The sequence below is a fragment of the Streptomyces sp. NBC_01465 genome (genome assembly GCF_036227325.1).
Classification (GTDB): Bacteria; Actinomycetota; Actinomycetes; order Streptomycetales; family Streptomycetaceae; genus Streptomyces.
The window spans coordinates 4,816,902-4,842,540 of record NZ_CP109467.1 but is presented as its reverse complement, the minus strand read 5'-3'; the positions used below and the strand labels follow the sequence as shown (position 1 = coordinate 4,842,540).

25 protein-coding genes are annotated in these 25,639 nt (G+C 70.6%); 14 read left to right on the top strand and 11 right to left on the bottom strand.

Annotation, left to right across the window (positions count from 1 at the left end; translation table 11 throughout):
- Window positions 1-11 precede the first annotated feature (11 nt).
- The gene (locus OG707_RS22940; protein ID WP_329127929.1) at window positions 12-1,244 is read right to left on the bottom strand and encodes an amidohydrolase family protein; all 1,233 of its coding nucleotides are present in this window, start codon (window positions 1,242-1,244) and stop codon (window positions 12-14) included.
- 179 nt (window positions 1,245-1,423) lie between these two features.
- On the opposite strand from OG707_RS22940, the gene OG707_RS22935 reads away from it, so the two are divergent.
- The 3 genes from OG707_RS22935 (at window position 1,424) to OG707_RS22925 (ending at window position 5,069) form a co-directional block, all read left to right on the top strand.
- Complete coding sequence (locus OG707_RS22935) at window positions 1,424-4,405, top strand: AfsR/SARP family transcriptional regulator (protein WP_329127928.1); 2,982 nt, start codon at window positions 1,424-1,426, stop codon at window positions 4,403-4,405.
- A 207-nt stretch (window positions 4,406-4,612) separates the two neighbouring features.
- Window positions 4,613-4,828, top strand: coding sequence for a hypothetical protein (locus OG707_RS22930; RefSeq protein ID WP_329121215.1), 216 nt, complete (start codon window positions 4,613-4,615; stop codon window positions 4,826-4,828).
- A gap of 97 nt (window positions 4,829-4,925) precedes the next feature.
- Window positions 4,926-5,069: a hypothetical protein gene (locus OG707_RS22925; protein WP_329121214.1), complete on the top strand. Its 144-nt coding sequence runs from the start codon at window positions 4,926-4,928 to the stop codon at window positions 5,067-5,069.
- 63 nt (window positions 5,070-5,132) lie between these two features.
- On the opposite strand, the gene OG707_RS22920 is transcribed toward OG707_RS22925, so the two are convergent.
- Entirely contained in the window at window positions 5,133-6,722 is a 1,590-nt protein-coding gene (locus OG707_RS22920; RefSeq protein WP_329121212.1) for a FadD3 family acyl-CoA ligase, read from the bottom strand.
- 79 nt (window positions 6,723-6,801) lie between these two features.
- Here OG707_RS22920 and OG707_RS22915 point away from each other — a divergent pair, with 79 nt between their 5' ends.
- From OG707_RS22915 to OG707_RS22905, 3 genes are read left to right on the top strand one after another with little or no spacing between them, the layout of a single operon-like run.
- Window positions 6,802-7,950: a lipid-transfer protein gene (locus OG707_RS22915; protein ID WP_329121210.1), complete on the top strand. Its 1,149-nt coding sequence runs from the start codon at window positions 6,802-6,804 to the stop codon at window positions 7,948-7,950.
- Between the two features lie 9 nt (window positions 7,951-7,959).
- Window positions 7,960-8,385 (top strand): Zn-ribbon domain-containing OB-fold protein, encoded by a 426-nt coding sequence (locus OG707_RS22910; RefSeq protein WP_329121208.1) that lies wholly within the window; start codon window positions 7,960-7,962, stop codon window positions 8,383-8,385.
- Window positions 8,382-9,152 carry an enoyl-CoA hydratase/isomerase family protein gene (locus OG707_RS22905; protein WP_329121206.1) on the top strand — a complete coding sequence of 257 codons (771 nt, stop codon included), beginning with the start codon at window positions 8,382-8,384 and terminating at the stop codon, window positions 9,150-9,152. The genes OG707_RS22910 and OG707_RS22905 overlap by 4 nt, the downstream gene beginning before the upstream one ends.
- On the opposite strand, the gene OG707_RS22900 is transcribed toward OG707_RS22905, so the two are convergent.
- A complete protein-coding gene (locus OG707_RS22900; protein ID WP_329121205.1) occupies window positions 9,139-9,555 on the bottom strand; it encodes a hypothetical protein in 417 nt (138 codons plus the stop codon). The two genes, OG707_RS22905 and OG707_RS22900, sit on opposite strands and share 14 nt — an antisense overlap.
- A 44-nt stretch (window positions 9,556-9,599) precedes the next feature.
- Here OG707_RS22900 and OG707_RS42455 point away from each other — a divergent pair, with 44 nt between their 5' ends.
- Window positions 9,600-9,809, top strand: a complete 210-nt coding sequence (locus OG707_RS42455) for a hypothetical protein (RefSeq protein WP_443071370.1) — start codon at window positions 9,600-9,602, stop codon at window positions 9,807-9,809.
- 37 nt (window positions 9,810-9,846) lie between these two features.
- Here the strand turns inward: OG707_RS42455 and OG707_RS22890 are convergent, their stop codons facing one another.
- On the bottom strand, window positions 9,847-10,362 hold the full coding sequence (locus tag OG707_RS22890) for a hypothetical protein (protein ID WP_329121204.1): 516 nt from the start codon (window positions 10,360-10,362) through the stop codon (window positions 9,847-9,849).
- Between the two features lie 49 nt (window positions 10,363-10,411).
- Window positions 10,412-11,575 (bottom strand): DNA glycosylase AlkZ-like family protein, encoded by a 1,164-nt coding sequence (locus tag OG707_RS22885; RefSeq protein ID WP_329121202.1) that lies wholly within the window; start codon window positions 11,573-11,575, stop codon window positions 10,412-10,414.
- A gap of 76 nt (window positions 11,576-11,651) precedes the next feature.
- Between OG707_RS22885 and OG707_RS22880 the strand changes: the two genes are divergently transcribed.
- Window positions 11,652-12,278, top strand: a complete 627-nt coding sequence (locus tag OG707_RS22880; protein ID WP_443071369.1) for a hypothetical protein — start codon at window positions 11,652-11,654, stop codon at window positions 12,276-12,278.
- A 6-nt stretch (window positions 12,279-12,284) separates the two neighbouring features.
- On the opposite strand, the gene OG707_RS22875 is transcribed toward OG707_RS22880, so the two are convergent.
- Together OG707_RS22875 and OG707_RS22870 are read right to left on the bottom strand one after the other, a co-directional pair.
- Window positions 12,285-14,657: an outer membrane protein assembly factor BamB family protein gene (locus tag OG707_RS22875; protein ID WP_329127925.1), complete on the bottom strand. Its 2,373-nt coding sequence runs from the start codon at window positions 14,655-14,657 to the stop codon at window positions 12,285-12,287.
- Between the two features lie 177 nt (window positions 14,658-14,834).
- Entirely contained in the window at window positions 14,835-15,608 is a 774-nt protein-coding gene (locus tag OG707_RS22870; RefSeq protein WP_329121200.1) for a VOC family protein, read from the bottom strand.
- 267 nt (window positions 15,609-15,875) lie between these two features.
- On the opposite strand from OG707_RS22870, the gene OG707_RS22865 reads away from it, so the two are divergent.
- A complete protein-coding gene (locus OG707_RS22865) occupies window positions 15,876-16,523 on the top strand; it encodes a TetR family transcriptional regulator (protein WP_329121198.1) in 648 nt (215 codons plus the stop codon).
- An 83-nt stretch (window positions 16,524-16,606) separates the two neighbouring features.
- On the opposite strand, the gene OG707_RS22860 is transcribed toward OG707_RS22865, so the two are convergent.
- Both OG707_RS22860 and OG707_RS22855 read right to left on the bottom strand, forming a co-directional pair.
- Complete coding sequence (locus tag OG707_RS22860) at window positions 16,607-17,077, bottom strand: nitroreductase family deazaflavin-dependent oxidoreductase (protein WP_329121196.1); 471 nt, start codon at window positions 17,075-17,077, stop codon at window positions 16,607-16,609.
- Window positions 17,077-18,240, bottom strand: a complete 1,164-nt coding sequence (locus OG707_RS22855) for an acyl-CoA dehydrogenase family protein (RefSeq protein ID WP_329121194.1) — start codon at window positions 18,238-18,240, stop codon at window positions 17,077-17,079. The genes OG707_RS22860 and OG707_RS22855 overlap by 1 nt, the downstream gene beginning before the upstream one ends.
- 115 nt (window positions 18,241-18,355) lie before the next feature.
- Here OG707_RS22855 and OG707_RS22850 point away from each other — a divergent pair, with 115 nt between their 5' ends.
- The 3 genes from OG707_RS22850 (at window position 18,356) to OG707_RS22840 (ending at window position 21,428) form a co-directional block, all read left to right on the top strand.
- Window positions 18,356-19,540: a thiolase C-terminal domain-containing protein gene (locus OG707_RS22850; protein WP_329121192.1), complete on the top strand. Its 1,185-nt coding sequence runs from the start codon at window positions 18,356-18,358 to the stop codon at window positions 19,538-19,540.
- Window positions 19,541-19,797: 257 nt separating this feature from the next.
- The gene (locus OG707_RS22845; RefSeq protein ID WP_329121190.1) at window positions 19,798-20,400 is read left to right on the top strand and encodes an RNA polymerase sigma factor; all 603 of its coding nucleotides are present in this window, start codon (window positions 19,798-19,800) and stop codon (window positions 20,398-20,400) included.
- Entirely contained in the window at window positions 20,397-21,428 is a 1,032-nt protein-coding gene (locus tag OG707_RS22840) for a CU044_5270 family protein (RefSeq protein ID WP_329121188.1), read from the top strand. Before OG707_RS22845 ends, OG707_RS22840 begins: the two co-directional genes overlap by 4 nt.
- Before the next feature lie 27 nt (window positions 21,429-21,455).
- Here OG707_RS22840 and OG707_RS22835 read toward each other — a convergent pair whose 3' ends face one another.
- Complete coding sequence (locus tag OG707_RS22835; protein ID WP_329121187.1) at window positions 21,456-22,130, bottom strand: ABC transporter ATP-binding protein; 675 nt, start codon at window positions 22,128-22,130, stop codon at window positions 21,456-21,458.
- 1 nt (window position 22,131) lies between these two features.
- The gene (locus tag OG707_RS22830; RefSeq protein WP_329121185.1) at window positions 22,132-23,571 is read right to left on the bottom strand and encodes an ABC transporter permease; all 1,440 of its coding nucleotides are present in this window, start codon (window positions 23,569-23,571) and stop codon (window positions 22,132-22,134) included.
- Between the two features lie 142 nt (window positions 23,572-23,713).
- Here OG707_RS22830 and OG707_RS22825 point away from each other — a divergent pair, with 142 nt between their 5' ends.
- The gene (locus OG707_RS22825) at window positions 23,714-24,376 is read left to right on the top strand and encodes a response regulator transcription factor (protein WP_329121183.1); all 663 of its coding nucleotides are present in this window, start codon (window positions 23,714-23,716) and stop codon (window positions 24,374-24,376) included.
- Window positions 24,373-25,611 (top strand): sensor histidine kinase, encoded by a 1,239-nt coding sequence (locus OG707_RS22820; RefSeq protein WP_329121181.1) that lies wholly within the window; start codon window positions 24,373-24,375, stop codon window positions 25,609-25,611. The genes OG707_RS22825 and OG707_RS22820 overlap by 4 nt, the downstream gene beginning before the upstream one ends.
- Window positions 25,612-25,639 lie beyond the last annotated feature (28 nt).

The following is a 25,639-nucleotide window of genomic DNA, read 5'->3' as shown; positions in this document are numbered from 1 at the left end:
CGAAAGGCCGGTCAGACGGCGGATCCGGGCCCTGCCCAGAGCCCGTCCGCCGTCAGCCCGAGCAGCTCGATCGCGTTGCCCCGTACGATCCGGTCGACCACGTCCGCCGACAGGTGCCCCATCTGCGCCTCGCCGACCTCCTTCGACTTGGGCCAGGTCGAGTCGGAGTGCGGATAGTCCGTCTCGTACAGCACGTTCCCCACCCCGATCGCGTCGAGGTTCTTCAGCCCGAAGGCGTCGTCGAAGAAGCAGCCGTAGACGTGCTCGGTGAAGAGCTCCGACGGCGGCCGGTGCACCTTGTCGGCCACCCCGCCCCAGCCGCGGTTCTCCTCCCAGACCACGTCCGCGCGCTCCAGGATGTACGGGATCCAGCCGATCTGACCCTCCGCGTACATGATCTTGAGGTTCGGGAAGCGCTCGAACTTGCCGCTCATCAGCCAGTCGACCATCGAGAAGCAGCAGTTGGCGAAGGTGATCGTCGACCCCACTGCGGGCGGTGCATCGGCCGACGTCGACGGCATCTTCGACGACGACCCGATGTGCATCGCGATCACCGTCCCCGTCTCGTCGCACGCCTGCAGGAACGGGTCCCACTCGTCGGTGTGGATCGACGGCAGTCCGAGATGCGGCGGTATCTCCGAGAATGCGACCGCGCGCACACCCCGCGCCGCGTTCCTCCTCACCTCGGCGGCCGCCAACTGGGCGTCCCACAGCGGGACGAGGGGCAGCGGGATCAGCCGGCCCTGGGCGAGCGGACCGCACCACTCGTCCACCATCCAGTCGTTGTACGCCCGTACGCCCAGCAGCCCCAGCTCCCGGTCCTTGGCCTCCGTGAAGGTCTGCCCGCAGAAGCGCGGGAAGGTCGGGAAGCAGAGCGCCGATTGGACGTGGTTGACGTCCATGTCGGCGAGGCGCTCGGGCACCGAGAACGACCCCGGCCGCATCTGCTCGTACGTGATGACTTCGAGGCGTATCTCGTCCCGGTCGTAGCCCACCGCCGTGTCCAGGCGCGTGAGCGGCCGGTGCAGGTCCTCGTAGACCCACCAGTCGCCGACCGGTCCGTCGTCGCCCTTCGCGCCCATGACCGGCGCGAACTTGCCGCCCAGGAAGGTCATTTCCTTCAGGGGGGCCCGGACGATGCGCGGACCGATGTCCTTGTACTTGGACGGGAGCCGGTCCCGCCAGACGTTGGGGGGCTCAACCGTGTGGTCGTCCACCGAGATGATCTTCGGGAAGGTCTCCATGGCGTTCATGCGCTCCACGGTAGACCCAATCTGACGAACCGTCAGCTCCCTGGGCGCGGTCAAGTAGGAGGGAGACCTTGTGCAGAGCGTCACCCAGTGCTGACGGACCCGGCATGAACAAGGCAAACTGGCGGGTGCACATGAGCAGTGCCAAGCAGTACGGGGCGCAGGGGGCAGCCATGGACCGTGACAGCGGGCCGCACGTACCTAAGCAGCGGAGTCCTAAGCAGCGGAGTCCGGAGCAGCGGGCTCCGGAGCAGGAGCGGAGCGCCGGTGTGCGCTTCAGCGTGCTCGGACCCGTCCGGGCCTGGCGCGACGGCGAAGCGCTGCCCTCGGGATCACCGCAGCAACGCGCCCTGCTCACCGCCCTCCTCCTGCGCAACGGCCGCACCGCGACCGCGTCCGAGCTGATCGACGCGATCTGGGGCGACGAGTCGCCCTCGCAGGCCCTGGCGGCGGTACGGACGTACGCCTCGCGCCTGCGCAAGATCCTCGGCGCCGGCGTCCTGGTCAGCGAGGCCGGCGGCTATGCGATCCGGGTCGCGTCGGCCACCCTGGACCTCGCGACCGCGCAGGAGCTCTCCGCGCAGGCCGAGAAGGCCGCCGCCTCCGGCGACCGCTGCACGGCCCGCGACCGGATCAACGAGGCGCTCGCCCTCTGGGACGGCGAACCGCTCGCTTCCATCCCGGGCCCGTACGCGGAGACGCAGCGCGCCCGCCTGGAGGAGTGGCGCCTCCAACTCACCGAGACGCGCCTCGACATGGACCTGGAGGTCGGCTGCCACGCGGAGGCCGTCTCCGAGCTGACCGCGCTGACCGCCGCCCACCCCCTGCGCGAACGCCTCCGCGAGCTCCTGATGCTCGCCCTCTACCGCAGCGGCCGCCAGGCCGAGGCGCTCGCCGTGTACGCGGACACCCGCCGCCTCCTCGCCGACGAGCTCGGCGTCGACCCCCGGCCCGAACTCGCCCGCCTCCAGCAGCGCATCCTGCAGGCCGACGACGAGCTGGCCCACCCGGCGGAGGCCCCGCCGGCACCGGCGCCAACGGTCGTACGACCGGCCCAACTCCCGGCAACCGTGCCGGACTTCACGGGCCGCGCAAGCTTCGTCACCGAACTCGGCGACCGTCTCGCCACCGCCGAGGGCCGCGTCATGGCGGTCAGCGCGGTCGCGGGCATCGGCGGCGTCGGCAAGACCACGCTCGCCGTCCATGTGGCCCACGCGGCCCGCCCCCACTTCCCCGACGGCCAGCTCTACGTCGACCTGCAGGGCGCCGGGAACACGGCCGCCGACCCGGAGGCCGTCCTTGGCTCCTTCCTCCGGGCGCTCGGCACCGCGGACACCGCGATCCCCGACTCCCTCGACGACCGCGCGGCCCTCTACCGCTCCACCCTCGACGGCCGCCGCATCCTCGTCCTGCTCGACAACGCCCGTGACGCGGCGCAGATCCGGCCGCTGCTGCCGGGGACGACGGGCTCGGCGGCGCTGGTCACGAGTCGTGCCCGTATGGTCGACCTGGCCGGCGCGCACCTCGTCGACCTGGACGTGATGTCCCCCGAGGAGGCGCTCCAGCTCTTCACGAAGATCGTCGGCACCGAGCGGGTCAACTCCGAACGCCAGGCGGCCCTGGACGTCGTCGCGGCCTGTGGCTTCCTCCCCCTCGCGATCCGTATCGCGGCATCGCGCCTCGCCGCCCGCCGCACCTGGACGGTCTCGGTCCTCGCGGAGAAGCTCGCGGACGAGCGGCGCAGGCTGGACGAGCTGCAGGCGGGCGACCTGGCGGTGAAGGCGACGTTCGAGCTGGGCTACGGCCAGCTGGAGCCGCAGCAGGCCCGCGCCTTCCGGCTGCTGGGCCTGGCCGACGGCCCGGACATCTCGCTCGCGGCGGCGGCCGCTGCCCTCGCCCTGCCCGTGCAGGACGCCGAGGACGTCCTGGAGTCCCTGGTGGACACCTCCCTGCTGGAGTCTGCGGCGCCAGGCCGCTACCGCTACCACGACCTGGTGCGCCTCTACGCGCGTGCATGCGCGGAGCGGGACGAACAACCGCCGGTGGAGCGCCAGTTGGCGCTGGAGCGGCTCCTCGACTTCTACCTCTCGACGGCTTCGCGCGTGTACGCGATCGAGCGCCCCGGCGACCGCCTGGTGGACCACCTGGAGCCGACCGCGTACGACGGCCTGACCTTCACGGACCGGCACGACGGCCAGGACTGGCTGTACTCGGAGGCGGTCAACCTGCTGGCATGCGTGCGGCAGGCGGCGGGAACACACGGCGTGCGCAAGGCTGTTGACCTGCTCTGGGCCGCCGTCGACCTGGCGGAGTCCGGGGCCAACTCCAAGGAGTACGAGTCGACCGCCACCACGGTCCAGGGCCTGGCGCAGGCCGCCGGGGACAGCCGGGCCGAAGGCCGCGCCCTGATGGTGCTCTCCTACTCCCACCAGTTCACCGGCCGCTTCGACCTCGCGGACCGCGAGGCCGCGCAGTCGCTGGAGTGCGCCGTGAACGCGCAGGACCCGCTGACCAGTTGCTGGTCCTCGAACGTCCGCGGAGTCATCGCCCTCTTCCAGAACCGGCTCCCGGACGGCGAGGAGCACCTCACCCGCACCCTCAACAGCTTCCGCGACTGCGAGGACCGCCCCGGCGAGGCGAGCGCCCTGTGCAACCTCTCGCGCATCCACCTCTCCCTCGGCCGTACGGACAGCGCGGTCACCCTCGCCCAGCAGGGCGCCGACATGTACGCCGCCATGGGGCACACCCTGCGGGGCGCCAACGGCCGCTACGCGCTGGGCCTGGCGCTCACCCAGGCCGGGCAGTTCGACGAGGCCGCGGAGCAGCTCCAGGAGGCCCTGGACGTCTTCCGGGACAGCCGCCAGCGCCTCTGGGAAGGCATGGCCCTGTTCCGTATCGCCGAGGTCGACATCGCTGCGGGGAAGCCGACACAGGCCGCCGCCAACGCCGAGTCGGCGCTGTCGATCCTGCGCAACATCGGCGGCGACTGGCGGCGCGCGAACGTGCTGTCGCTCCTGGGACGCGCCCTTGACGGGATCGGCCAGAGCCTGCGCGCACAGGTCTGCTGGCGCGAAGCGCTGGACGTGTACGAGGAGCTGGGCTCGGACGAGGCGGCCGACGTACGCGCCCTGCTGAAGCCGCCCACGATGGCGTGACGCCCGTCACAACTGGGCGTTCATCGTTCGTTTATCCGGAACCGGCAGTCTCTGTCCTGTCGAACCGTCGCGTCGGGGGGCAGACGGAACGACGACAGGCCGTGACCTTAGGGTGAGCGGCCAGGAGACGGCCCGCTCGGCAGTCCTCGGGGGAGTTGCCGGGCGGGTCTCCCCTTTCATCACCCAGCCAGTCACCAGGAGTTAGCGATGAGTGAGACCCCAGGAACCGACCCGGTAGTCGACCCGGACAATCTCCACGCCACCGTCAAGCCGGCGGACGGCACGGTCAAGCCGGACAACCTGCACGCCACGGCCGCACCCGCGGACGGCACGGTCAAGCCCGACAACCTCCACGCCACGGCCGCACCTGCGGACGGCACGGCGACGACGGACAACCTCCACGCGACGGACGAGCCCGTCTGACGAAGACTTCCACGACGGGGTACGGGGGATGCGGCCGCGGTGGCCCGGAGGGGGAGCCACCGCGGCCGCTGCACGTCCGGACACAAGAGGAGCACGCATGACCCGCACGAAGAGAATCGTCATCACGGCCGCGCTGGTGATCGCGACCGCAGCCGCATCGGCAGCCCCCGCGCTGGCCAATGTGCACGCGACAGGCACCACCGGTGCGACGGACCTCGTCCGGGTGAGCACGGCGCGCTGACCGCCGCCCGATGCCCGCCGGAGGGGCCGACCACTGCCCGGCCCCTCCGGCGCACCGCCCCGCTCAGCCGCCCACGCGATCCCGCAGCACCGCCTTCGTGACCTTGCCGCTCGCGTTGCGCGGCAGCTCGGTCACGAACTCGACGTCCCTGGGGACCTTGTAGTTCGCCATCTCGCGCCGCGACCAGGCGATCAGGTCGTCGGAGGTGAGCGTCGAGCCGGGACGCCGTACGGCATACGCCCGCCCGACCTCGCCGAGCCGCGGATCCGGTACGCCGATCACCGCCACGTCCGCCACATCCGGGTGCAGGCCGAGCAGTTGCTCTATCTCCGCCGGGTAGGCGTTGAAGCCGCCGACGATGAACATGTCCTTGATCCGGTCGGTGATCCGGAGATTGCCGGCCTCGTCGAGCACCCCCACGTCGCCCGTCCGCAGCCAGCCGTCCCCGGTGATGGCCTTCGCGGTCTCGACGGGATCCTCGAAGTACTCCTGCATGACGTTGAATCCGCGGACGAGCACCTCCCCCGGCTTCCCCGTCTCCGCCTCCACCCGCACCTCCGTGTCCGGGATCGCGCGCCCCGACGTCGAGGCGATGACGTCCGCCGGGTCGCCGCGGCGGCACATCGAGACGATGCCGGAGGCTTCCGAGAGGCCGTACGCGGTGAGGACCGTGTCGATGTGCAGCTCCGTGCGGAGGCGCTCGACGAGCTGGAGGGGGACAACCGCCGCACCCGTCACGACCAGGCGCAGGGCGGTGAGGTCGTGGGCGGAACGGTTCGGATGGTCCAGGAGCGACTGGTGGAGGGTGGGCGGGCCCGGGAGGACCGAGATGCGTTCGGCGGCGATGTTGGCGAGGGCCGTGTCCACGTTGAAGACGGGCTGCGGGACCATCGTCGCGCCGCGCATCAGGCAGGCGATGATGCCCGCCTTGTAGCCGAAGGTGTGGAAGAAGGGGTTGATGATCAGGTAGCGGTCGCCCTCGCGCAGGCCGGCGAGGTCGCTCCAGATCTCGTAGCCGCGCAGGGTCTGGGCGTGGGTGATCACCGCGCCCTTGGGGTGGCCCGTGGTGCCCGAGGTGAAGATGATGTCGGAGGGGTGCGAGGTGTCGACGGCCTCGGTGCGGTCCCTGACGTCGTCCGCGGTGACCTTGTCGCCGGTGGCCAGGAAGTCCTTCCACGTACGGAAGTTCTCGGGGGCGTCGTCGGCGAGGACGACCACGTCCTCCAGGTGCGGAAGCCCGGGGAGCGGTCCTGTGCCGGGTCCTTCGGCGGTCGCGCGGCGCAGGGAGGCCACGTACGACGTCCCGAGGAAAGTGCCCGTGACGAAGAGCAGCCTGGCCCGGCTCTGCTGCAGTACGAACGCCGCCTCCGCGCCCTTGAAGCGTGTGTTGAGGGGGACCAGGACCGCGCCCGCCGTCACGGCGCCGAGGGCGGAGACGATCCAGTCGAGGGTGTTGGGGGCCCAGATCGCGACCCGGTCGCCCGGTTCGACGCCGGAGGCCATGCAGGCCGCGGCCGCGCGTTCGACGCGGTCGCCGAGTTCCGCGTAGGTGATGCGGGTACGTCCTTCGACGACCGCCTCCCGCTCTCCGTAGCGTTCGACGGCGTACCGGACCAGCCCGGGGATGGTTCCCCATTGCAAGTCACCGCGCATCGCAAGCCTCCCGTAGCTGATCGGTTCCGCCGCGTACCAGTAGCTGACTATCCGTCAGATTAGCTGTAACCTCCCGCCCATGGCGACCCTCAAGGATGCGACAGCAATAGTCGGGATAGGCCAGACCCCCTTCGCGAAACACCTCCCCGAGTCGGAGAAGGCCCTTGCCTGCAGGGCGATCCTCGCCGCTCTGGAGGACGCGGGGATCGCGCCTTCGGAGGTGGATGCGTTCGCCTCGTACACCATGGAGGAGACCGACGAGGTCGAGGTCGCGAAGGCGATCGGGGCCGGTGACGTGACCTTCTTCTCCAAGATCGGGTACGGGGGCGGCGGTTCGTGCGCGACCGTCGGACATCTGGCGTCGGCGATCGCGACGGGGCAGGCGAGCGTGGGGATCGCATGGCGCTCGCGGAAACGGGGCAGTGGCCCAAGGCCCTGGAAGAACACGGCAGTTCAGCTGCCGACACCCGGCCAGTGGACGCGCCCCTTCGGGCTGCTGCGCCCGGCCGACGAGATCGGGATGCTGGCGCGCCGCTACATGCACGAGTACGGGGCGACCCGCGACCACCTCTTCAACGTCGCGCTCGCCTGCCGCAACCGGGCCAACCAGAATCCGGCCGCGATGATGTACGAGCGCCCCATGACGCGCGACAGCTATATGACCTCGCGCTGGATCAGCGACCCGCTCTGCCTCTTCGACAACTGCCTTGAGACCGACGGGGCGTTGGCGTGCGTGATCGTGTCGGCGGAACGGGCGCGCGACTGCCGCCAGAAGCCGGTGTACGTCCACTCGGCGGCGCAGGGCCTGCCATCGCAGCACCACGGGATGGTCAACTACTGGAACGACGACCCGCTGACCGGCCCCGCCTGGACGGCGGCCCGACACCTGTGGAAACAGGCGGACTTCGGCCCGCAGGACGTCGACGTGGCGCAGATCTACGACGCGTTCACCCCGCTGATCCCCTTGTCGTTGGAGGGCTACGGCTTCTGCGACAGGGGCGAGGGCGCCTCCTTCACGGAAGGCGGCGCGCTGGAGATCGGCGGCCGGCTACCGATCAACACGAGCGGCGGCGGCCTGAGCGAGGCGTACGTCCACGGCTTCAACCTCATCACCGAGGGCGTGAAGCAGCTGCGCGGAGTCTCCACGGCGCAGGTCCCCGACGCCTCGACCTGCCTGGTCACGGCCGGTGAAGGCGTCCCCACATCCGCAATCCTCCTGAGGAGCTGAGGGAGAACCATGCTGAAGCCGGTAACCGACGACGACGGCGCCCCCTTCTGGGAGTACGCGGCCCAGGGCGAACTCCGTGTGCAGGAGTGCGGCGAGTGCGAGGAGCTCCGCTTCCCGCCGCGCCCCTGCTGCCCCAAGTGCCAGTCCTTCGAGAGCGGTTGGCGCCTGATGAGCGGCCGGGCCCGCATCTGGTCGTACGTCTTCCCGCACCCGCCGCTGCTCCCCGAGTACGCGGAACAGGCCCCGTACAACGCGGTGGTGGTGGAACTGGCGGACGCTCCGCAGATCCGCCTGGTGGGCAATGTGGTCGCGGAGGCGGGTGCGCGGCTCGACTCGGTGGACCCGTCGAAGCTGAAGATCGGGGCGCGGGTGCAGGTGGCGTTCGCGGAGGTGGAGGGAATGACCGTTCCGCAGTGGCTGCTGGAGCGGTCATGAGCATCCTGGTCCAGCAGTTCAAGGAGACGGGCGTGGCGGTGGTCACGATCGACCGCCCGCACAAACTGAACGCGATCGACCTGACGACGGCGAGTGAACTGACCGCGATCTGGCGGCAGTTCAGATTCGACGACACGGTGCGGGCGATCGTGCTGACGGGCGCGGGCGAGAAGGCGTTCTGCACGGGGATCGACCGGGGCGCGGAGGTGCCGCAGCCGCCGTCGCCGTACACGATCGACGATCCGCTGCTGACGATCGGCCCGAAGTCACAGGACCTGTGGAAGCCGGTGATCGCGGCGGTGCGGGGGATGGCGTGCGGAGGAGCCTTCTACCTGCTGGGAGAGTCGGAGTTCATCGTGGCGGGTGAGGGGGCGACCTTCTTCGACCCGCATACGACGTACGGAATGGTCAGCGCATACGAGGCGATGTACATGGCCCAGCGGATGCCGTTCGGGGAGGCGGCGAGGATGTCGCTGATGGGGACGGCGGAGAGGGTGTCGGCGAAGCGGGCGTACGAGGTGGGCCTGGTGAGCGAGCTGACCCCGGACGGCGAGGAGGAGCAGGCGGCGGTGCGCTGCGCGGAGACGATCGCGTCGTACCCGACGGAGGCGGTCCAGGGGACGGTACGGGCGCTGTGGGCGGCCAAGTCGGCGACGAGGGCGGCGGCGGTGGCGCAGGCCCCGCTCCTGATAGGCCTGGGCAACGCCCCGGCTTCGGAACAGGCGGGGCTGTTCGGGGGGAGGGGACGGGAGTTCAGGGTGCGGTAGGGCCCACGACGCGATCGCGGTAGGCGCGCCAGGAGTCGAGGGCGGACCGGGCGGACTCGGCGGTGAGGAAGTCCCCCGACCCGGTGTCGACGGCCCGCGCTTCCAGCGCGTCGGCGACGGCGAGAGCGGCCTGGGCTGCTGCTTCGCCGTTTCCGTGGACGATGAGGGATACGCACGACACGGGAGCATCGTCCGCCTCGTCGACCGGGGTCCCGATGGAAAACCCGGGACCTTCGTAGTCGCCCCAGCCGCTCTCCGAGAACGCGATGCCCGGCACAACCTCGGCAAGGACGGCGCGGACGTGCCGACCAGTGCCCAGACTGGGCGGGTCCCAGTCTGAACCGATCTCACCCAGGTCCCTGGCCTCGGCCGGAAACCTCATGATGAAGACATCCCAACTCACACGCACACCTTACGTATCCGGCCACAAGGCCTATCGTCACGACCATGAAGGTCCGCCGCAAGGCCCGAGCCGTCCTGCTCGACGGCGACCACCTGGTGTTCCTGCGCCGGGGCTGGCCGGGAGGCTCCTCGTACTGCACGACGGTCGGCGGCAGCGTCGAGCCCGACGACCCCGACACGGGCGACTTCACCCCGGTCCGGGTCCCGATGAGCGCTTCAGCGCTGGACGCGCTCAACCTCCAGCATCCGAACTAGCCCGCTACCTCTGCGAAAACGCACGGGCCTGGTGGACCTAACCGACCCGCTCCACCGACTCCACCTCGCACCTGACCACCCGGCTCACCTTCGCCGGCGAGTCCATCGGGAGCTTCAGCGTCCCCGAGTCCTCCGAGTAGCCCACGTGCAGCGTCCCCGTCCCGCTGTCAACCACCGTGCCCGTCCCGCTGCGGAACACCAACCGCACCCGGTACTCGTACCCACCCTCGGCGACCACCTTCACCGTCGCCGTCGTGACCGCCCTGCGCTTGCCCTTCGCCTTCTGCACGCACGTCACCACCGTCGCGACCGGCTCCTCCGAAGCGGTAGCCGTCGGTGTCGGCGTCGGGGTGTCCGTGTACGAGCCGCCCCCGGTCGAGGACGACGAGCTGTAGTCGTCGTCATCGTCGTAGTCGTGGTGCGTCGTCCGGCTCTTCGAGCTGGAGCAGCCTCCCCCGCCCGAGCTGTGCCCGTGCTTCTTGCTCGAGAAGCCGGTCAGTGCGAGCACCACCGCCACCAGAACAGCCCCGAACCTCACGCGTCGCAGCATCATGCCGTGTCCTCCCCCGTCCCCGTTGTCGGCGACACCTTAGCGGGGTGAACTAGCCGGGCCCAGCCCGCAGTTCGGCGACCCTCGGCGCGCGGCTCTTGGGCGAGTCCAGGCTGAAGCTCCTGGCATCGCCCAGTTCGTCCCGTACGAAAGCCTCCGTCGCCGCCACCGCCTTGCGCAGGGCCGCGTCCGGCGTGACGTACGACTGCCACACGATCTCCGCCGCCTCCACGTCGTACTCCCACAGCCCCACGAGCCGGCCCCGGTCCACGATCATGTGCGCGGGGGCGTCCGCCAGACCGCCCAACGACCGTTTCAGGAAGGTCCGTTCGGCGTCCGACGCATCGAGCAGCCGGCCCAGTTCCCGGTGCAGCAGGTGGATCCCGTCGATCCCCGCCAGCAGCGCGTACTGCGGCTTCTTCGGGCGCGCGTACGCCTCGAACTCCTCCCGTAGAGCCCCCGGCATCAGCAGCCCGCCCTCCAGTTCCACCAGGTCAAGACCCGCCACCGCCGCCTTCGCCACCGCCGCCGTGAATCCGCTGAACCAGCGGAAGTGGGCGAGCGACGCAGGCGCCGCCCAGTCGAAGTAGCGTCGCGCCAGCTCCGCCCGCGCCTCCGCCTCCCCCAGTCCGCCCAGGTCAAGGCCCCACCGGACGTATCCGTACCGCTGCTGGTCCAGTCGCCCGTTCACCGGTACGCGGCGGATCTCGCCCCGCGCCTGGAGCCGGCCCAGCGCCAGGGGCAGCGTCGTCGTGAGGCCGCGCTTCTTGCCCGCGTCACCCAGATTCCGTACGGCGTCACCGGCCGCGTCCCGGATCGCGGCGGGGAGCAGGGGCTCGTCGCCCAGCGCCGCCGTCACCGCCTCGCACAGCTCCTCGACCTCGGCCGGCCGCACCCCCAGATGCTTCTCCGCCGCCCTGATCTCCCCCTCCGGCGCCCCCGCCCCCACCGTCAGCCCCAGCGCGAAGTCCCCGGCCGGCAGCACATACGTACATCCGCGCGCGGACGGCAGCTCGTGCACCTCCAGCGCCGCCACCGCCGCGTCCACCGCCTCCCGGCCCGCGCCGCACCGCGCGTACAGCCCGAGATAAGGGCCCGAACCCCCGACCGACCTCGCCCATCCGGTCCGCGCCAGGACCTCGTCCGGGGCGGCACCCCGCAGAGATCCGTCCAGCCCCTGCCGATGGGACCACCAGGCACGCAGATGTTCCGTCATGGAGCCATGTTCTCCGCCGCGCGGGGTACCCGCACCCGGCGTAACGTCGTGATCAAGAGCTGCCGCCTGGAGGCTGATGATGATCCGCAACGTCCTCGGCTCGGCCGTGGCTCTGATTGGCGCGGCGGCCGCCGTATACAGCCCCTTCCAAGCTTGGTACGACGGCCGCCACGGCAGCGCCTACCGGATCCAGGACCTCTTCAACGGCATCACCGCCACCAAGTCGTCCATCGCCGGATCGATCCTGCTGCCCTTCGCCTTCGCGGCGCTCCTGGCCCTGGTCGGCGTCGTCCTCCGCTCCCGGCTCCTGGTCGGCGTCGCAGGCCTGGTCACGCTCGGGTTCGCGGTCCTCTGGATGGTCCGCCAGTACCAGGTCGAGAGCAGCCTCTCCCTCAGCTCCAACGGCACCGGCCTCGGCCAGGGCGTCGCGAACGCCCTCGGCGGCGGTGTCCTGCTCCTCGTGGGCGCGGCGGTGATGAGCGGCCGCGGCAGCCGTGCGCCGCAGCACGCACCGGTGTACGCACCCGAGCCGTACGCCGCTCAGCCCGAGCCGCAGCCCGATTACCAGTACCAGCCCGAGGCCGACACCGGCTCCTTCAGCTCCAGCGACCTGCCCCCGGAGCTGACCGAACCCGAGCCGCCGCAGCAGCACGACACCCAGACCCAGCCGGTCCAGCAGTGGCCCGCCCGCAAGGACGACTGACCCCCACTAGCTCCGGCCGCCGCCCGTCCCCGTCCCCTTCACCGCGTCCAGCGCGTACACGCACCGGTCCTTGCTGCACGCGTACACGACACCCGCCTTCGCCACCGGCGACCCCGTGATCTCCCCGCCCGTCGCCAGCTTCCACCGCAGCTGGCCGCCCGCCGCATCCAGCGTGTACAGACAGTGGTCGGCGGACCCGAAGTGCAGTCGGCCCTCGGCCACCACCGGAGCGCCGACGACCTCGCCGCCCGCAGCGAACCGCCACTTCGGCGTGCCCGTCACCGCGTCCAGCGTGTAGAGCGCGCTCCCGCTGCCCACATGCACGTTGCCGTCGGCGACCAGGACCGGCTCCACCGACTGGCGGGATTCGGTCGCGATGCGCCAGCGGTCCTTGCCGGTCGACGCGTCCAGCGCGTAGACCGTGCCGAGGTAGTCCGCGAGGTACACCCCGCCCCCGGCCACCGCCGGGCCCGGGGCGAAGGCGGGCGGCGACAGGAAGACCGCCGGGGCCTCGAAGTGCCAGCGCACATGGCCCGTCGCCCGGTCGACCGCCAGGACCCTGGTCCCGGCGGAGACGTACACATAGCCATCAGCAGCCGGGGCCAGCCGCACCGGGACCCCGCCGCAGGAGGCCGCGTCGCCGACCGGGTAGGACCAGCGCTCGGATCCCGTACGGGCGTCGAGCGCGTACAGCCGGGCGTCCTTCCACACGTACACCGTGTCCGCGTCGAGGACAGGGCCCGCCTCCGGGGTCTCGAAGTCCGTCTGGGCGCCGGTCAGTTCCCACAGCTTCTCGCCGTTGGACGCCTCCCAGGCCTGGACGCCGCCGCCGCGCGTCGCCGTGAGCACCGTGCCCCGGTCGGCCCGCAGCGCGTACACCCAGGCGTCGGTCTGCAGCCGCCAGCGGTCCGTGCCGTCCTTGGCATCCAAGGCATAGAGCGTGGGGCCGTCGGAGGCGTGGATGCGGCCGCCGGAGACCGCCATCGACCAGGCGACGTCCTTGGTCTTGAACTGCCGTCTGCCGCTGCCCACATCGAGCGCGTGCACCTCGAAGGACGTGACGTAGAGCAGCCCTTCGTCGACGACCGGGGTGCCCCACACGTCGTTGGACATACGGAACCGCCACGGCCGCCAGCGCGCCGAGCCCTCCGGGGTCTGCGCCGGTACGGGGACGGGCGGGGCGGCCACCGCGGCCTCCGCCCCGTTGAGCGCGCCGCCGCCGGGCGGCCGGATCCAGCCCGTCGCGGGGCCCGCCTCCGCCACCGCGTGCGAGCGCACCTCGGCGGCGCGGGGCCCGGGACCGATCGGCACCTGGGCGCCGGGCAGCCGGACGGGGCCCTCGGCGGGCGCGATGCGCCAGTCGCCCTGCTCCTGGGGCTGGGACTGCGCCTGGTGCTGATGCTGCTGGGCCTGAGCCTGGTGCTGCGGCTGGTACGCCGGTCGCGGCGGCGGCGAGGGCTGGGCGGTGGGGCGCTGCTGGGGCGGGCGGCCGCCCCGGCGCTGCTCGATCATCGCGGTGGCCCGCGAGGGCAGCCACGCGGACGCCGTACCGCTGTCGTCGCTCCCGGACGAGAAGAGGTGCGGGGCGAGCTGGGCCTGGAGGTCCTCGGGGCTGGGCCGGTTCACGGCCTCCATCTGCATGCACGCCTCGATGAGCGGACGCAGCTCGGTGGGCAGCCCGTTGATGTCGGGGCCCTCCCGCAGCAGCATGAAGACGGTCTCCACCGGATTGGCCCCGTGGAAGGGCGCGTGCCCGGTCGCCGCGAAGACGAGCGTCGAGCCGAGCGAGAAGACGTCGCTCGCGCCCTTCACGTTGCGCGAGTCCTTGGCCTGCTCGGGCGACATGTACGCGGGTGTGCCGACGGCCACGTTCGTCATGGTCAGCCGGGTGTTGGAGACCCCGGACGCGATCCCGAAGTCGATGACGCGCGGCCCGTCCTCGACGACCAGGACGTTGGACGGCTTCAGGTCGCGGTGGACCAGACCCGCGCCGTGGATCGACTGCAGGGCCTCGGCGATGCCCGCCGCCAGCCAGCGCACGGCCTGGGCCGGCATCGGCCCGCACTCATTCACTATCTCTTCGAGGGAGGGGGCGGGTACGTACGCGGTGGCCAGCCAGGGCACGGCCGCCCGCGGGTCCGCGTCGACGACCGCCGCCGTGTAGAAGCCGGAGACGGCCCGTGCGGCCTCGACCTCGCGCGTGAAGCGCACCCGGAACAGCTGGTCCTCGGCGAGCTCGGTCCGTACCGTCTTGATCGCCACGCGCCGGCCCGAGGCCGAGCGCGCGAGGTACACGAGCCCCATGCCGCCGGCGCCGAGCCGTCCGAGCACCTCGAACGGGCCGATGCGCCTCGGATCGTGCTGCGTCAGCTGCTCCACCACTTGCCTGCCCTCTCCCCGTACGGCCCTGCGTCAATGCAGCCCCGTGCAGCGTCTCACCACTGGGCACCACCCGGCGGTGCGCACCCTGATTCTTCCTGCCTGGGGCGGTGGTGGCGAACCCGGGTGCGGATCGGGGTGTCCCGGTGCAATCGGGGCAGGGCGCCCCGCTCCCCCTCAGCCCTGGAGGACGGCGAACGTGGCCCCCTGGTCGTCGTTGAGGATCGCCATCCGCCCGTACGGAATGTCGAAGGGCGGCTGCAGCACCCGCCCGCCCAGCCGGGTGGCCGCGGCCACGGTCGCGTCGCAGTCTGCGACCTGGAAGTAGAGAAGGAAATAGGAGGGCAGCTCGTCGGGCCGGTCCGGGCCGATGACGCTGCGCCCGCCGACGGCCGTCTCGGGGCCTGGCTCGGTGCCCTTCGGCGAGTACGTACGGAAGCCGCCGGGGATGTCCTGCATGTCCTGGCCCTCGTACCCGAAGACCTCCTCGTAGAAGGCGTCCACGGCCTCCGGGACCCGGGTGTAGACCTCGACCCAGCAGAAGGCGCCGGGCTCGCGCTGCTTCTCGAAGCCCTGGTGCTCCGCGCCCTGCCAGAGCCCGAAGACCGCGCCGCCGGGGTCCATGGTGACGGCCATCGTGCCGTACGGGGCGACCTCCATCGGCTGGAGCACCACCTGCCCACCGGCCTCCGTGATGGCCGATGCGGTGGCCGCGGCGTCGGCGGTGGCCAGATAGACGGTCCAGACCGTGGGCATGCGGCCGTCCTGCTTGGGCGCCAGGGCGGCGACGCGCTTTCCGTCGCTGAAGGCGTTCGTGTAGCCGCCGTACTTCTCGTCCGGGTTGTCGTCGAAGGTCCAGCCGAAGAGCTCCCCGTAGAAGCGCTTGCCCGCCGCCACGTCGTCGAGCTGCGCGTCCGCCCAGCAGGGCAGTCCGTCTGCGAATGCGGCCATGGGAGGGCCGTCCTTTCTCCACACTCTGTGACGCCCGTCACGCCCGTTGTCCCCAAGCTAGCGGCGCCCCACCCTTCCCGCAGCCAAGCAAATCGAACATATGGCCCATTATCCCCCGCACTCGCCCCCCACTCGAAGACTTGTCCACAGAAACAATCCACAGGCTGTTGATAAGACTATTCGTGGCGGGGCCCCGTCAGATTCCGGCCGAGCCCCATTTGCAGTCGGCCGAATCGCGCTCCGATCACCCCTCGGTAAGCTGACGGCATGACAGGACAAGTACGCACCGTCGACGGCCGCGTGGCCGGTCGACGCGGTCAGGCGACGCGGCAGAAGCTGCTCGACTGCCTCAGCGAGATGCTCAGCTCCTCGCCGTACCGGGACGTCAAGGTCATCGACGTGGCCCGGAAGGCAGGGACTTCACCCGCGACCTTCTACCAGTACTTCCCGGACGTCGAGGGTGCCGTCCTGGAGATCGCCGAGGAAATGGCAAAGGAGGGCGCGGGGTTGACCTCCCTCGTCTCCGGCCGTTCCTGGGTCGGCAAGGCGGGCTGGCAGGCCGCGGAGGAACTGGTCGAGGGATTCCTCGACTTCTGGCGCCGCAACGACGCCATCCTCCGGGTCGTCGACCTCGGCGCCGCCGAAGGCGACAAGCGGTTCTACAAGATCCGTATGAAGATCCTCAACTCCGTGACCAACTCCCTTACGGACGCGGTCAAGGAGCTCCAGTCGAAGGGCAAGGTCGACGCCGACGTCAGCCCGGCCGCGATGGCGGGCTCCCTGGTCGCGATGCTCGCCGCAGTGGCCTCGCACCAGAAGGGCTTCCAGACCTGGGGCGTCAAGCAGGCCGAACTGAAGCCGAACCTGGCCCTGTTGGTGCACCTGGGCATCACGGGCAAGAAGCCGGTCAAGTAGCGGGCGCACGCTCGCTTCGTCCTGTCGCGCCGACGGCGGATCACTCAGGGTGATCCGCCGTCGTCGTCTCCGCGGCCGGGACCTCAGCGCTTCTCCACCCGGAACAGCCGGATCTCGCGGTCGATCCTCGCCTGGTACGTGGCGTACGGCGGCCAGAACTTCAGCGCCTCCTCCCACACCAGCGCCCGCTCCTCCCCCTCCAGGAGCCGCGCCCGCACCGGAATGTCCGCCCCCTTCCAGCTCACGTCCGCCTCGGGGTGGGCGAGCAGGTTCGCGGTCCAGTTGGGGTGCCCCGGGCGCCCGAAGTTGGAGCCGACCAGCACCCACACCCCGTCCGCGACCGGCATGCACGCCAGCGGAGTGGTGCGCGGCTGACCGGACTTGGCGCCCTTCACCGTAAGGATCAGCCCCGGCAGCATCTGCGCGCTCAGCATCACCTTGCCGCGCGTCAGTTTGTGTACCGTGCGGTCCATCGCAGGGATGAAATGCGGGGCGTACTTCGCGAAGGCCCGCGTGGAGGACATCTTCTGCATGAGCTTGATTCCGGGCGGCATCAGACCGCGACCTTCCCCTCGAACAGACCGGCCCGGTCGGCGGCATGCGCCCGCAGCCGGTGCACGGGCCCGAAGAGAAGATCGTCCCCGGCCGCGCGCTTGAAGTACAGATGCGCCTCGTGCTCCCAGGTGAAGCCGATCCCGCCGTGCAACTGAATCGCCTCGGACGCGGTCACGCGCAGCGCCTCCAGGCCCTGCGCGAGGGCGAGGCCGCCCGCCGAGGGGTCCCAGGCCGCGTAGTACGCCGCCGACCTGGCCGCCTGCACGCTCACATACAGGTCGGCGAGCCGGTGCTTCACCGCCTGGAAGGAGCCGATCGCGCGCCCGAACTGCTCGCGCTCCTTGACGTATTCGACCGTACGGGCAAGAGCCTGGTCCGCGGCCCCGACCGCCTCGGCGGCGAGCACGGCGCCCGCGACGGAGCCGGCGGCGGCCAGCGCGGCGGGGACGTCCGCGTCGTCGCTCTCCCCGAGCAACTCGGCCTCGGTGTCCCGGAGTTCGATGCGGGCCTGCGGCCGGGTCTCGTCCAGGGCGGTCTGCCGGGTGCGGGCCAGGCCGGCGGCGTCGTCCCGTACGAGGAAGAGCAGCGTCCTGCTTCGGGCGAAGCCGCCCGCGTGGGCGGCGACCAGGAGGAGGCCGGCGCTGTGCCCGTACAGGACCTGCTCGACCTGCCCGTACAGCCGCCACGCCCCGTCCACGATGCGCGCCTGCACCCCGCCCGCACGCCCGCCGCCCGCCCAGTCGCCGTCGACCGGTCCTGTGAGGCCGAGGGCCGGGCCGAGGGGGGCGGCGAGGGTGGCGGTCAGCGCGCCGGTGGCGACCTGGGGGAGCAGGTCGGCGCGCTGGGCCTCCGAGCCCAGCGATGTGATCAGCGGGGCCGCGAGGGCGGACGTCGCGATCAGCGGGGACGGGAGCAGGGCGCGGCCGGTCTCCTCGCAGGTCAGGGCGAGTTCGGTGGGTCCGCAGCCGACGCCTCCGTACTCGGTGGGGAGCGCGAGGCCCGGCAGGCCGAGCTGCTGGGTGAGGGTGCTCCAGAGCTCGCTGTCGTATCCGGCGGCGGTACGCACCGCGCTCTTGACGTCGTCCGGACCGCAGCGTTTGGCGAGCAACTCGCGTACGGTACGGCGGATCTCGTCCTGTTCCGCGGTGAAGGCGGCATCCATGGGCGGGCCCCTCTCCTGATCTGACGGCGCGTCATATTAAAGCGGCGGGGGCGAGATGCACAGGGTGCGGACGCTCCATGTCCGGGCCGTCCGAATCTGATGTACCGTCAGATTCATGTCTCCTGCCATAGCCAACGCAGCCAGGCGCAAGGTCGCCGTAGCCGGTGTCGCCCTCTCGGACTGCGGCAAGGTCGACGACGCCACCCCCTACGCCCTGCACGCCCAGGCCGCCCGCCGCGCCCTCGCCGACTCGGGCCTGAGCCGCGACGTCATCGACGGCTTCGCCTCGGCGGGGCTCGGGACACTGGCGCCGGTGGAGGTCGCGGAGTATCTCGGATTGAAGCCAACGTGGGTCGACAGCACGGCAGTTGGCGGCTCCACCTGGGAGGTGATGGCGGCGCACGCGGCGGACGCGATCGCGGCGGGCCACGCCAATGCGGTCCTCCTGGTCTACGGATCGACGGCCCGCGCCGACATCAAGGCCAAGCGCCGCACCTCGAACCTCTCCTTCGGCGCCCGGGGCCCGCTCCAGTTCGAAGTCCCCTACGGCCACTCCCTCATCGCCAAGTACGCGATGGCCGCGCGCCGCCACATGCACGAGTACGGCACGACGCTGGAGCAGCTCGCGGAGATCGCCGTCCAGGCCCGTACGAACGCGGCGACCAACCCGGACGCGATGTACCGCACCCCCATCACCGTCGACGAGGTCCTGTCGGGCCCGATGATCGCCGACCCCTTCACCAAACTGCACTGCTGCATCCGCAGCGACGGCGGCTGCGCGGTGCTGCTGGTCGCCGAGGAGTACGTACAGGACTGCGCGAAGGCGCCGGTCTGGGTGCTCGGCGCGGGCGAGCACGTCTCGCACACCACGATGTCGGAGTGGGACGACTTCACGGTCTCCCCGGCGGCGGTCAGCGGAAAGCTCGCCTTCGAGCGGGCGGGCGTCACCCCGGCGGAGATCGACGTGGCGGAGATCTACGACGCCTTCACGTACATGACGCTGGTGACCCTGGAGGACCTGGGTTTCTGCGCGAAGGGCGAGGGCGGCGCCTTCGTCGAGAAGGGCCGCCTGCTGCGGGACGGAGGCCTCCCGACGAACACGGACGGCGGCGGCCTCTCGGCCCAACACCCCGGTATGCGCGGCCTGTTCCTGATGGTGGAGGCGGTACGGCAACTGCGCGGCGAGGCGGGCGAGGGCCAGATCCGCAAGGCGGGCGGCCGGCTCCCGGAGCTGGCGGTCGCGTCGGGGACGGGCGGCTGGTTCTGCTCGTCGGGGACGGTGGTGCTGGGGCGGGATTAAGGGGGCTTCGCCCCATGCACCCCCGCAAGCGACCTTCGGCCGCTTGTCCTCAAGCGCCGGACGGGCTGGAATTGCCCCGGTGTCGCATCCGCACGCACCGCAAGCGGCCATTGAGCAACCCCCACCTGCGCCAGCCACCTCCGCGAGAGCGGCGCTGGTTTAGGCGCAAAGGGGGGTCGTGAACCCTTTTCCGCCCGGTCGGCAAGTACAGGGTGAAACGCACACGCCCCCTGTCCCACCGACCCCACGGACCGTCCATGACTGAACCGCTCGCCGAGGACGCCGCCCTGATCGCGGCGTCACTCGACGAACCGGAGCGCTTCGCCGCGCTCTTCGACCGGCATGCGCCCGCCATCCACCAGTACGTCGCCCGGCGCCTCGGCAGGGACGCGGCCGACGACGTCACCGCCGAGACCTTCCTGACCGCCTTCCGGATACGGGCCAGGTACGACAGCGGGCGGGCCGGCGTACGGCCGTGGCTGTTCGGCATCACCGCCATGCTCATCGGCCGGCACCGCCGCGAAGAGGTCAAGGCGCTGAAGATCCTGGCCCGCACGGGCCGCGACCCGGTGGCCGAGAGCTGGACCGACTCCGCCGACGACCGCGTCGCCGCGCAGGCCGCCGTCCGCCCCCTGGCCGGAGCCCTGGCCAAGCTGTCGCAGGACGACCGGCACACGCTGCTGCTCCTGGCCTGGGCCGACCTCACCTACCAGGAGATCGCCGACGCACTGGACATCCCGGTGGGCACCGTACGGTCGCGCCTCAACCGCGCCCGCAAGAAGCTGCGTGCCGCGGCAGGCCCGCAGGCGCACTTCACCGAATCGTTCGAACCGCACGCACCGGAAGGCGACCTCGCATGAACGAGCTGGACGAAACACGCGCCCTGCGCTCCGACGCGCCGCTGCCCGACAGTGCGTGGCTGGCACCCCAACGGGACCGGCTGACAGAGGAGTTGCGCCAGAAGCCCGCGCGCACGACGCCCCTCCGGCGCAGGGCGTTCCTGGTGCCCGCCGCAGCGGTCGCTGCCTTCGCCGTGGCCGGAGCGGTCGTCGTGACGCTCCCCGACGACGGCAAGAGCCCCAGCCCCCAGCAGGCCTCCAGACCACAGCTGCTCTCCGCCCAGGCGTCGGCCGACACCCTCGAACTCGCGGCGGCGACCGTCGAGAAGACTCAGACGACGGAGCCAGGACCGAAGCAGTGGGTGTACGAGAAGAGCACGAACTTCGTACAGGGCAAGCCCCAGACCTCCGAGGAGTGGACCCGCTGGGACGGCACCGGAGCAGCGAGCCTCCCCGGCGTACCCCCGTCCGGCAGCATCAAGAACTTCGACCCCAACAAACTCCAGATCACCTACTTCCCCAACCAGGAGAAGAAGCTGAAGGAGGAGGGGTACGACGACCGCTCCCAGCGCCAGTTCTACCGCTTCCTCGCGACGGTCCCGAGCGACCCCGACCGCATGATGCGAAGCATCCGCAAGGAGCACGCCATCGGCGACATCCCGGGCGAGACCACGGCCCAGCGCGACTGGCGGGAGATCGACGTCCTCTACCGGTCGATCCTGATCCCGCCCAACGCCCAGGCGGGCCTGTTCCGCGCACTCGCCAAGATCGACGGCGCCCGGGTGGAGAAGGGCGTCAAGGACCCGCTGGGACGCCCGGCTATCGGCGTGGCGGTCACCTACGCCAAGCCGAGCGCCTCGGGCTTCCAGGGCAAGCAGGAGCTGTTCTTCGCCCCGGAGACGTACGCGTATCTCGGCCAGGTCAGGCACACGCCACCGCCCAGGGACATTGACGGAAAGCTCCTCGAGAATGTCGACCAGGACAGCTTGAGCATGAGGTCCGCACGCGACGCCTGGGGAGTCGTGGACGAGCCGGGCGCCCGCCCCTGAGACGCCCGGCCCCGACCCCGGCGGCGCTCAGATCGTCATGAGCTTGCCGCGCTTGAGGCGTACGACCTCGTCCGAGGCGTCCGCGACCTCCCGCGAGTGCGTCACCAGGATCACGCACTTGCCCTCGTCGTGCGCCAGCTTGCGGAACACCTCGATGATGCCGTCCGCCGTGTCCTGGTCGAGGCTGCCCGTCGGTTCGTCGGCGAAGAGGATGTCGACCTCGCAGGCCAGGGCGCGGGCGATGGCGACGCGCTGCTGCTGTCCGCCCGAGAGCTCCAGGGTCTTGCGGTGCTGGTCGGCCTCCTCCACGCCGAGCAGGCCCAGGAGTTCGACGGCGCGGCGCTTCTTGTGGGCGCCCTTCACCCCGGTGATCTCCATCGCGGAGGTGATGTTCTGGACGGCCGTCATGTACGTGAGCAGGTTCAACGACTGGAAGACCGTGGCCACATGACGGTTGCGGTACCGGCCGAGGCCCAGCTCGGCCACGTCCTCGCCCCGGAAGCGGACACTCCCCCGGGTGGGCGAGTCCAGGCCGCTCGCGAGCGAGAGGAGGGTGGTCTTGCCGCTGCCCGAGGGACCGATGACGGAGTACATCCGCCCCTCCTCGAACGCGTAGTTGACGTCCTTGAGGACCGTGCGGCGGCTGCTGCCCGACTGGTAGACCCGGCTCAGGTCCGAGAGCTGGAGGATGGGGCTGGTCACGTCAGTCGCCCTTCGTGAGGATGTCGCGCGGATTGAGGCGGAGGATCCCGATGCCCGGGACGATCGTGGCGAGGGCGGCGATGCCGAGGCCGGTGGCGCCGACCTTGGCGATGTCGCCCGCGCCGAGCCGTACGTCCATCGAGTCGATGGGCTTGATCTCCGGGACGTCCTCCTTGTTGGCGCCGCCGGTCGGGTCGGAGAGGTCGGGCTGGTTGCTTTCGTTCTCTGCCGCGTCGTTGGCCGAGGAGACCTGGCCGGAGAGCAGCTGGTCGCCGATGGCCTGGGACAGGAACTGGCTGCCCGCGGCGGCGAAGCCGATCGCGAGGACCGCGCAGGCGACGATCTCCACCAGGTGCTGGCCGAGCAGCTTGGGCTTCTTCTCGCCGAGGGAGAGCAGGATGCCCAGCTCCTTGCGGCGTTCGCGCATGTTCGAGGCGATGATCAGGGCGAGGATGACGGTGCCCGCGACCGCGACCAGCCAGACCGTGAGGGAGGCGAAGTCGGCGGTCTTGTTGATCGGGCCGACCAGCGTCTTGTACTGCTTGTCATTGACGCTCAGCGGGAAGATCGTGAGGTCTGCGCCGGCCGCCTTCGCGTCCTTCTTCAGCCGGTCCATGTCCTCGGGATTGCGCAGGGTGAAGGTGGCCTCCTTCAGCACTCCGCCGTCGGCACCCACTTCCTTGCCGTCCAGCCGGGTCGCCCCGTCCGGGGTGACGTATATCTGGTTCGAGGGCGCCGACATCGGCGGTACGTAAGAACTGGGATCGGCGGTGCCGCTCTTGTAGATGCCGCCGACCACGAAGTCGGTTTCCTTGGTGCTCAGCCTGCCGTCGGGATTCTGAATGTTGGCGTTGAGCTTGATCTTGTCGCCGACCTTCAGGTGGTTGTCCCTGGCCACCCGCTCCTCGATGACGACCATGTCGCTCTTGCTGTCCGGCTTGATCCCGGAGCCCGCGATGATCTTCGAGTCGCCGTTACGGAAGTCCTTGACCGCGTTCAGATCACGGATCCCGTCCGCCTTGAAGAAGTCCACACCACCGGTGTCCTGGCCGGCGGGCGCCGGAACCGGCTGGTGGAGCTTGACCTGGTCGGTCGGGGCCGCGACCCCGTCCTTCGTGTAGTTGCACTGCGCCACGACCGGGGACTTGCAGATCTTGTCCACCAGGCTGCGGTGCAGATCGCCCTCGGCACCGATCATTCCGGCCTGCTGCCCGTCCGACCCCTTCATCTTCCCCGAGTTGATCAGGGCGTTCAGGTCCAGCTGCATGGTGGCCACGACACCCACGCTGTTCTTCGCCGATTCCGCCGCCCGCGCCGCCGCCGACTGGATCAGGAACCCGGACAGGACCAGGGTGCAGATGACAAAGAACAGTCCGACCAGCATTACCGTTTTGCCCAGATGGCCCCGAAGCCGCCACCAGGCTCGCTTGAACAAATTCATGCCTCCCACCGTAGGAAGGCATGCGTTTGAAGAATATTTGCGAACGGCGAACTCCGCGGCCTTCTCATACACGGTTCAAAGACGCCGTTTGATAAGACGGGTATGTCCCGGTGAATGAATTGCAATGCAAAGGTTGGCGCGCGTGCGGGTGCTGGTGGTCGAGGACGAGCCGTACATGGCCCGGGTCCTTCAGATCGGACTGCGCCGGGAGGCCATCACGGCCGACGTGGTGCACGACGGGGCGACGGCCCTGGAGCAGGTGACCGTCTACGACTACGACGCGGTGATCCTCGACCGTGACCTGCCCGGGGTGCACGGCGACGAGGTCTGCCGCCGGATCGTCGCCATGGACCTGGGCTGCCGCATCCTCATGCTGACCGCCGCAGGTCGCCTCGGCGACAAGGTCGAAGGGCTCGGCCTGGGCGCCGACGACTATCTGCCCAAGCCGTTCGACTTCCCCGAACTGATCGCCCGGCTGCGGGCGCTGTACCGCCGCAGCCCCATGGCCCACTCCCCCGTCCTCACCTTCGGCGACCTCACCTTCGACACCCACCGCCGCCGGGTCACCCGGGCGGACACCGAGATCCGTCTCACCCCGAAGGAACTCGCCGTCCTGGAGCTCCTGTTGCGCGCCGACGGCGGGGTGCTCAGCGCCGAGTACCTCCTCGACAAGGCCTGGGACGTCCACACCGATCCGCTCACCAACGCGGTACGCCTCGTCGTGCACACCCTGCGCAAGAAGCTCGGGGAGCCCCAGCTCGTCCACACCGCCATCAGCGCGGGCTACTACCTGGGGTCCGAGTGAGACAGCAGAGACAGCAGAGGCAGCAGAGGCAGCGGACGCTGAGCATCCACGGCCGGCTCTTCCTCGGCTTCGGGGCGGCCCTCGCGGTCTGTGCCGCGCTGATGGTGACGATCATCTACGTGGGGATGCGCTTCCTGCCGACGTACGACTTCAGCACGACCGTGATGGTCCCCGACGGCACCATCGCCACGCAGCAGCCCGCCTCCCCCGTCCCGGCCTCCACACCCGCCCCCACGCTCCTGCCCGGCGTCAAGGCCACGCCCGTGGACGGGATCTCCACCAAGGAGGACGTCTGGAACACGGTCCTGATGGTGTCCGTCGGCGGGGTGCTCCTCGTGATGACGGTCGGCCTCGGCGCCGGCTGGCTCCTCTCCCGGCGCCTGCTCGCGCCCCTGCACAGCATCAGCGAGGCCGCGGTACGGGCGGCCGACGGCAATCTGACGGAACGCATCAACGCCACAGGACCCGAGGACGAACTCAAGCAACTGGCCGACACCATCGACACGATGCTGTCCCGCCTGGAGGAGTCCTTCGCCGCCCACCAGCGGTTCGCCGCCAACGCCTCGCACGAGCTCCTCACCCCGCTCGCCACCACCCGCGCCCTGCTCCAGGTCGCCGCGGCCGACCCCACGGGCGAGGAGTTCGCCGAACTCGCCCCGATGCTGCGGGAGACCAACGAGCGCAACATCAGCGTCGTACAGGCCCTGCTCGACCTGGCGGGCGCCGACCACGTCCCGCTCGACTCCGCACCGGTCGACCTCGCCGAACTCGCGGAACAGGCCGCCGCGGAACGCACCGCGCGGGCGGCCGAGCACGGCATCCGTATCGACGTGGACACCGAACTCGACTGCGAAGTGGCCGGAAATGCCACGCTGCTACGGCAGTTGGTCGCCAATCTCCTCGACAACGCCCTCACCCACAACGTCCCCGAGGGCGGCCTCGTCCAACTGACCGTGTACCGGGCGAAGACCGTGATCGTGGAGGTCGAGAACACCGGCCCCCACCTCGACAAGGCCTCCGTGGACCGGCTCTTCGAGCCCTTCTACCGCGCCCGCCCCCGTATCGGCAGCGACCGCTCGGGCCACGGGCTCGGCCTCGCGATCGTCCGCTCCATCGCCACGGCCCACCACGGCACGGTCACCGCGAGCGCGAACCCCGGAGGCGGACTCACGGTCCAGGTCGAACTCCCGGCCCCGTCCCAGGTCATCGCCGGTACACAAGCTCTGGAGAGGTGATCGGAAAGGGGTGTGCGGCGAGCAGCGG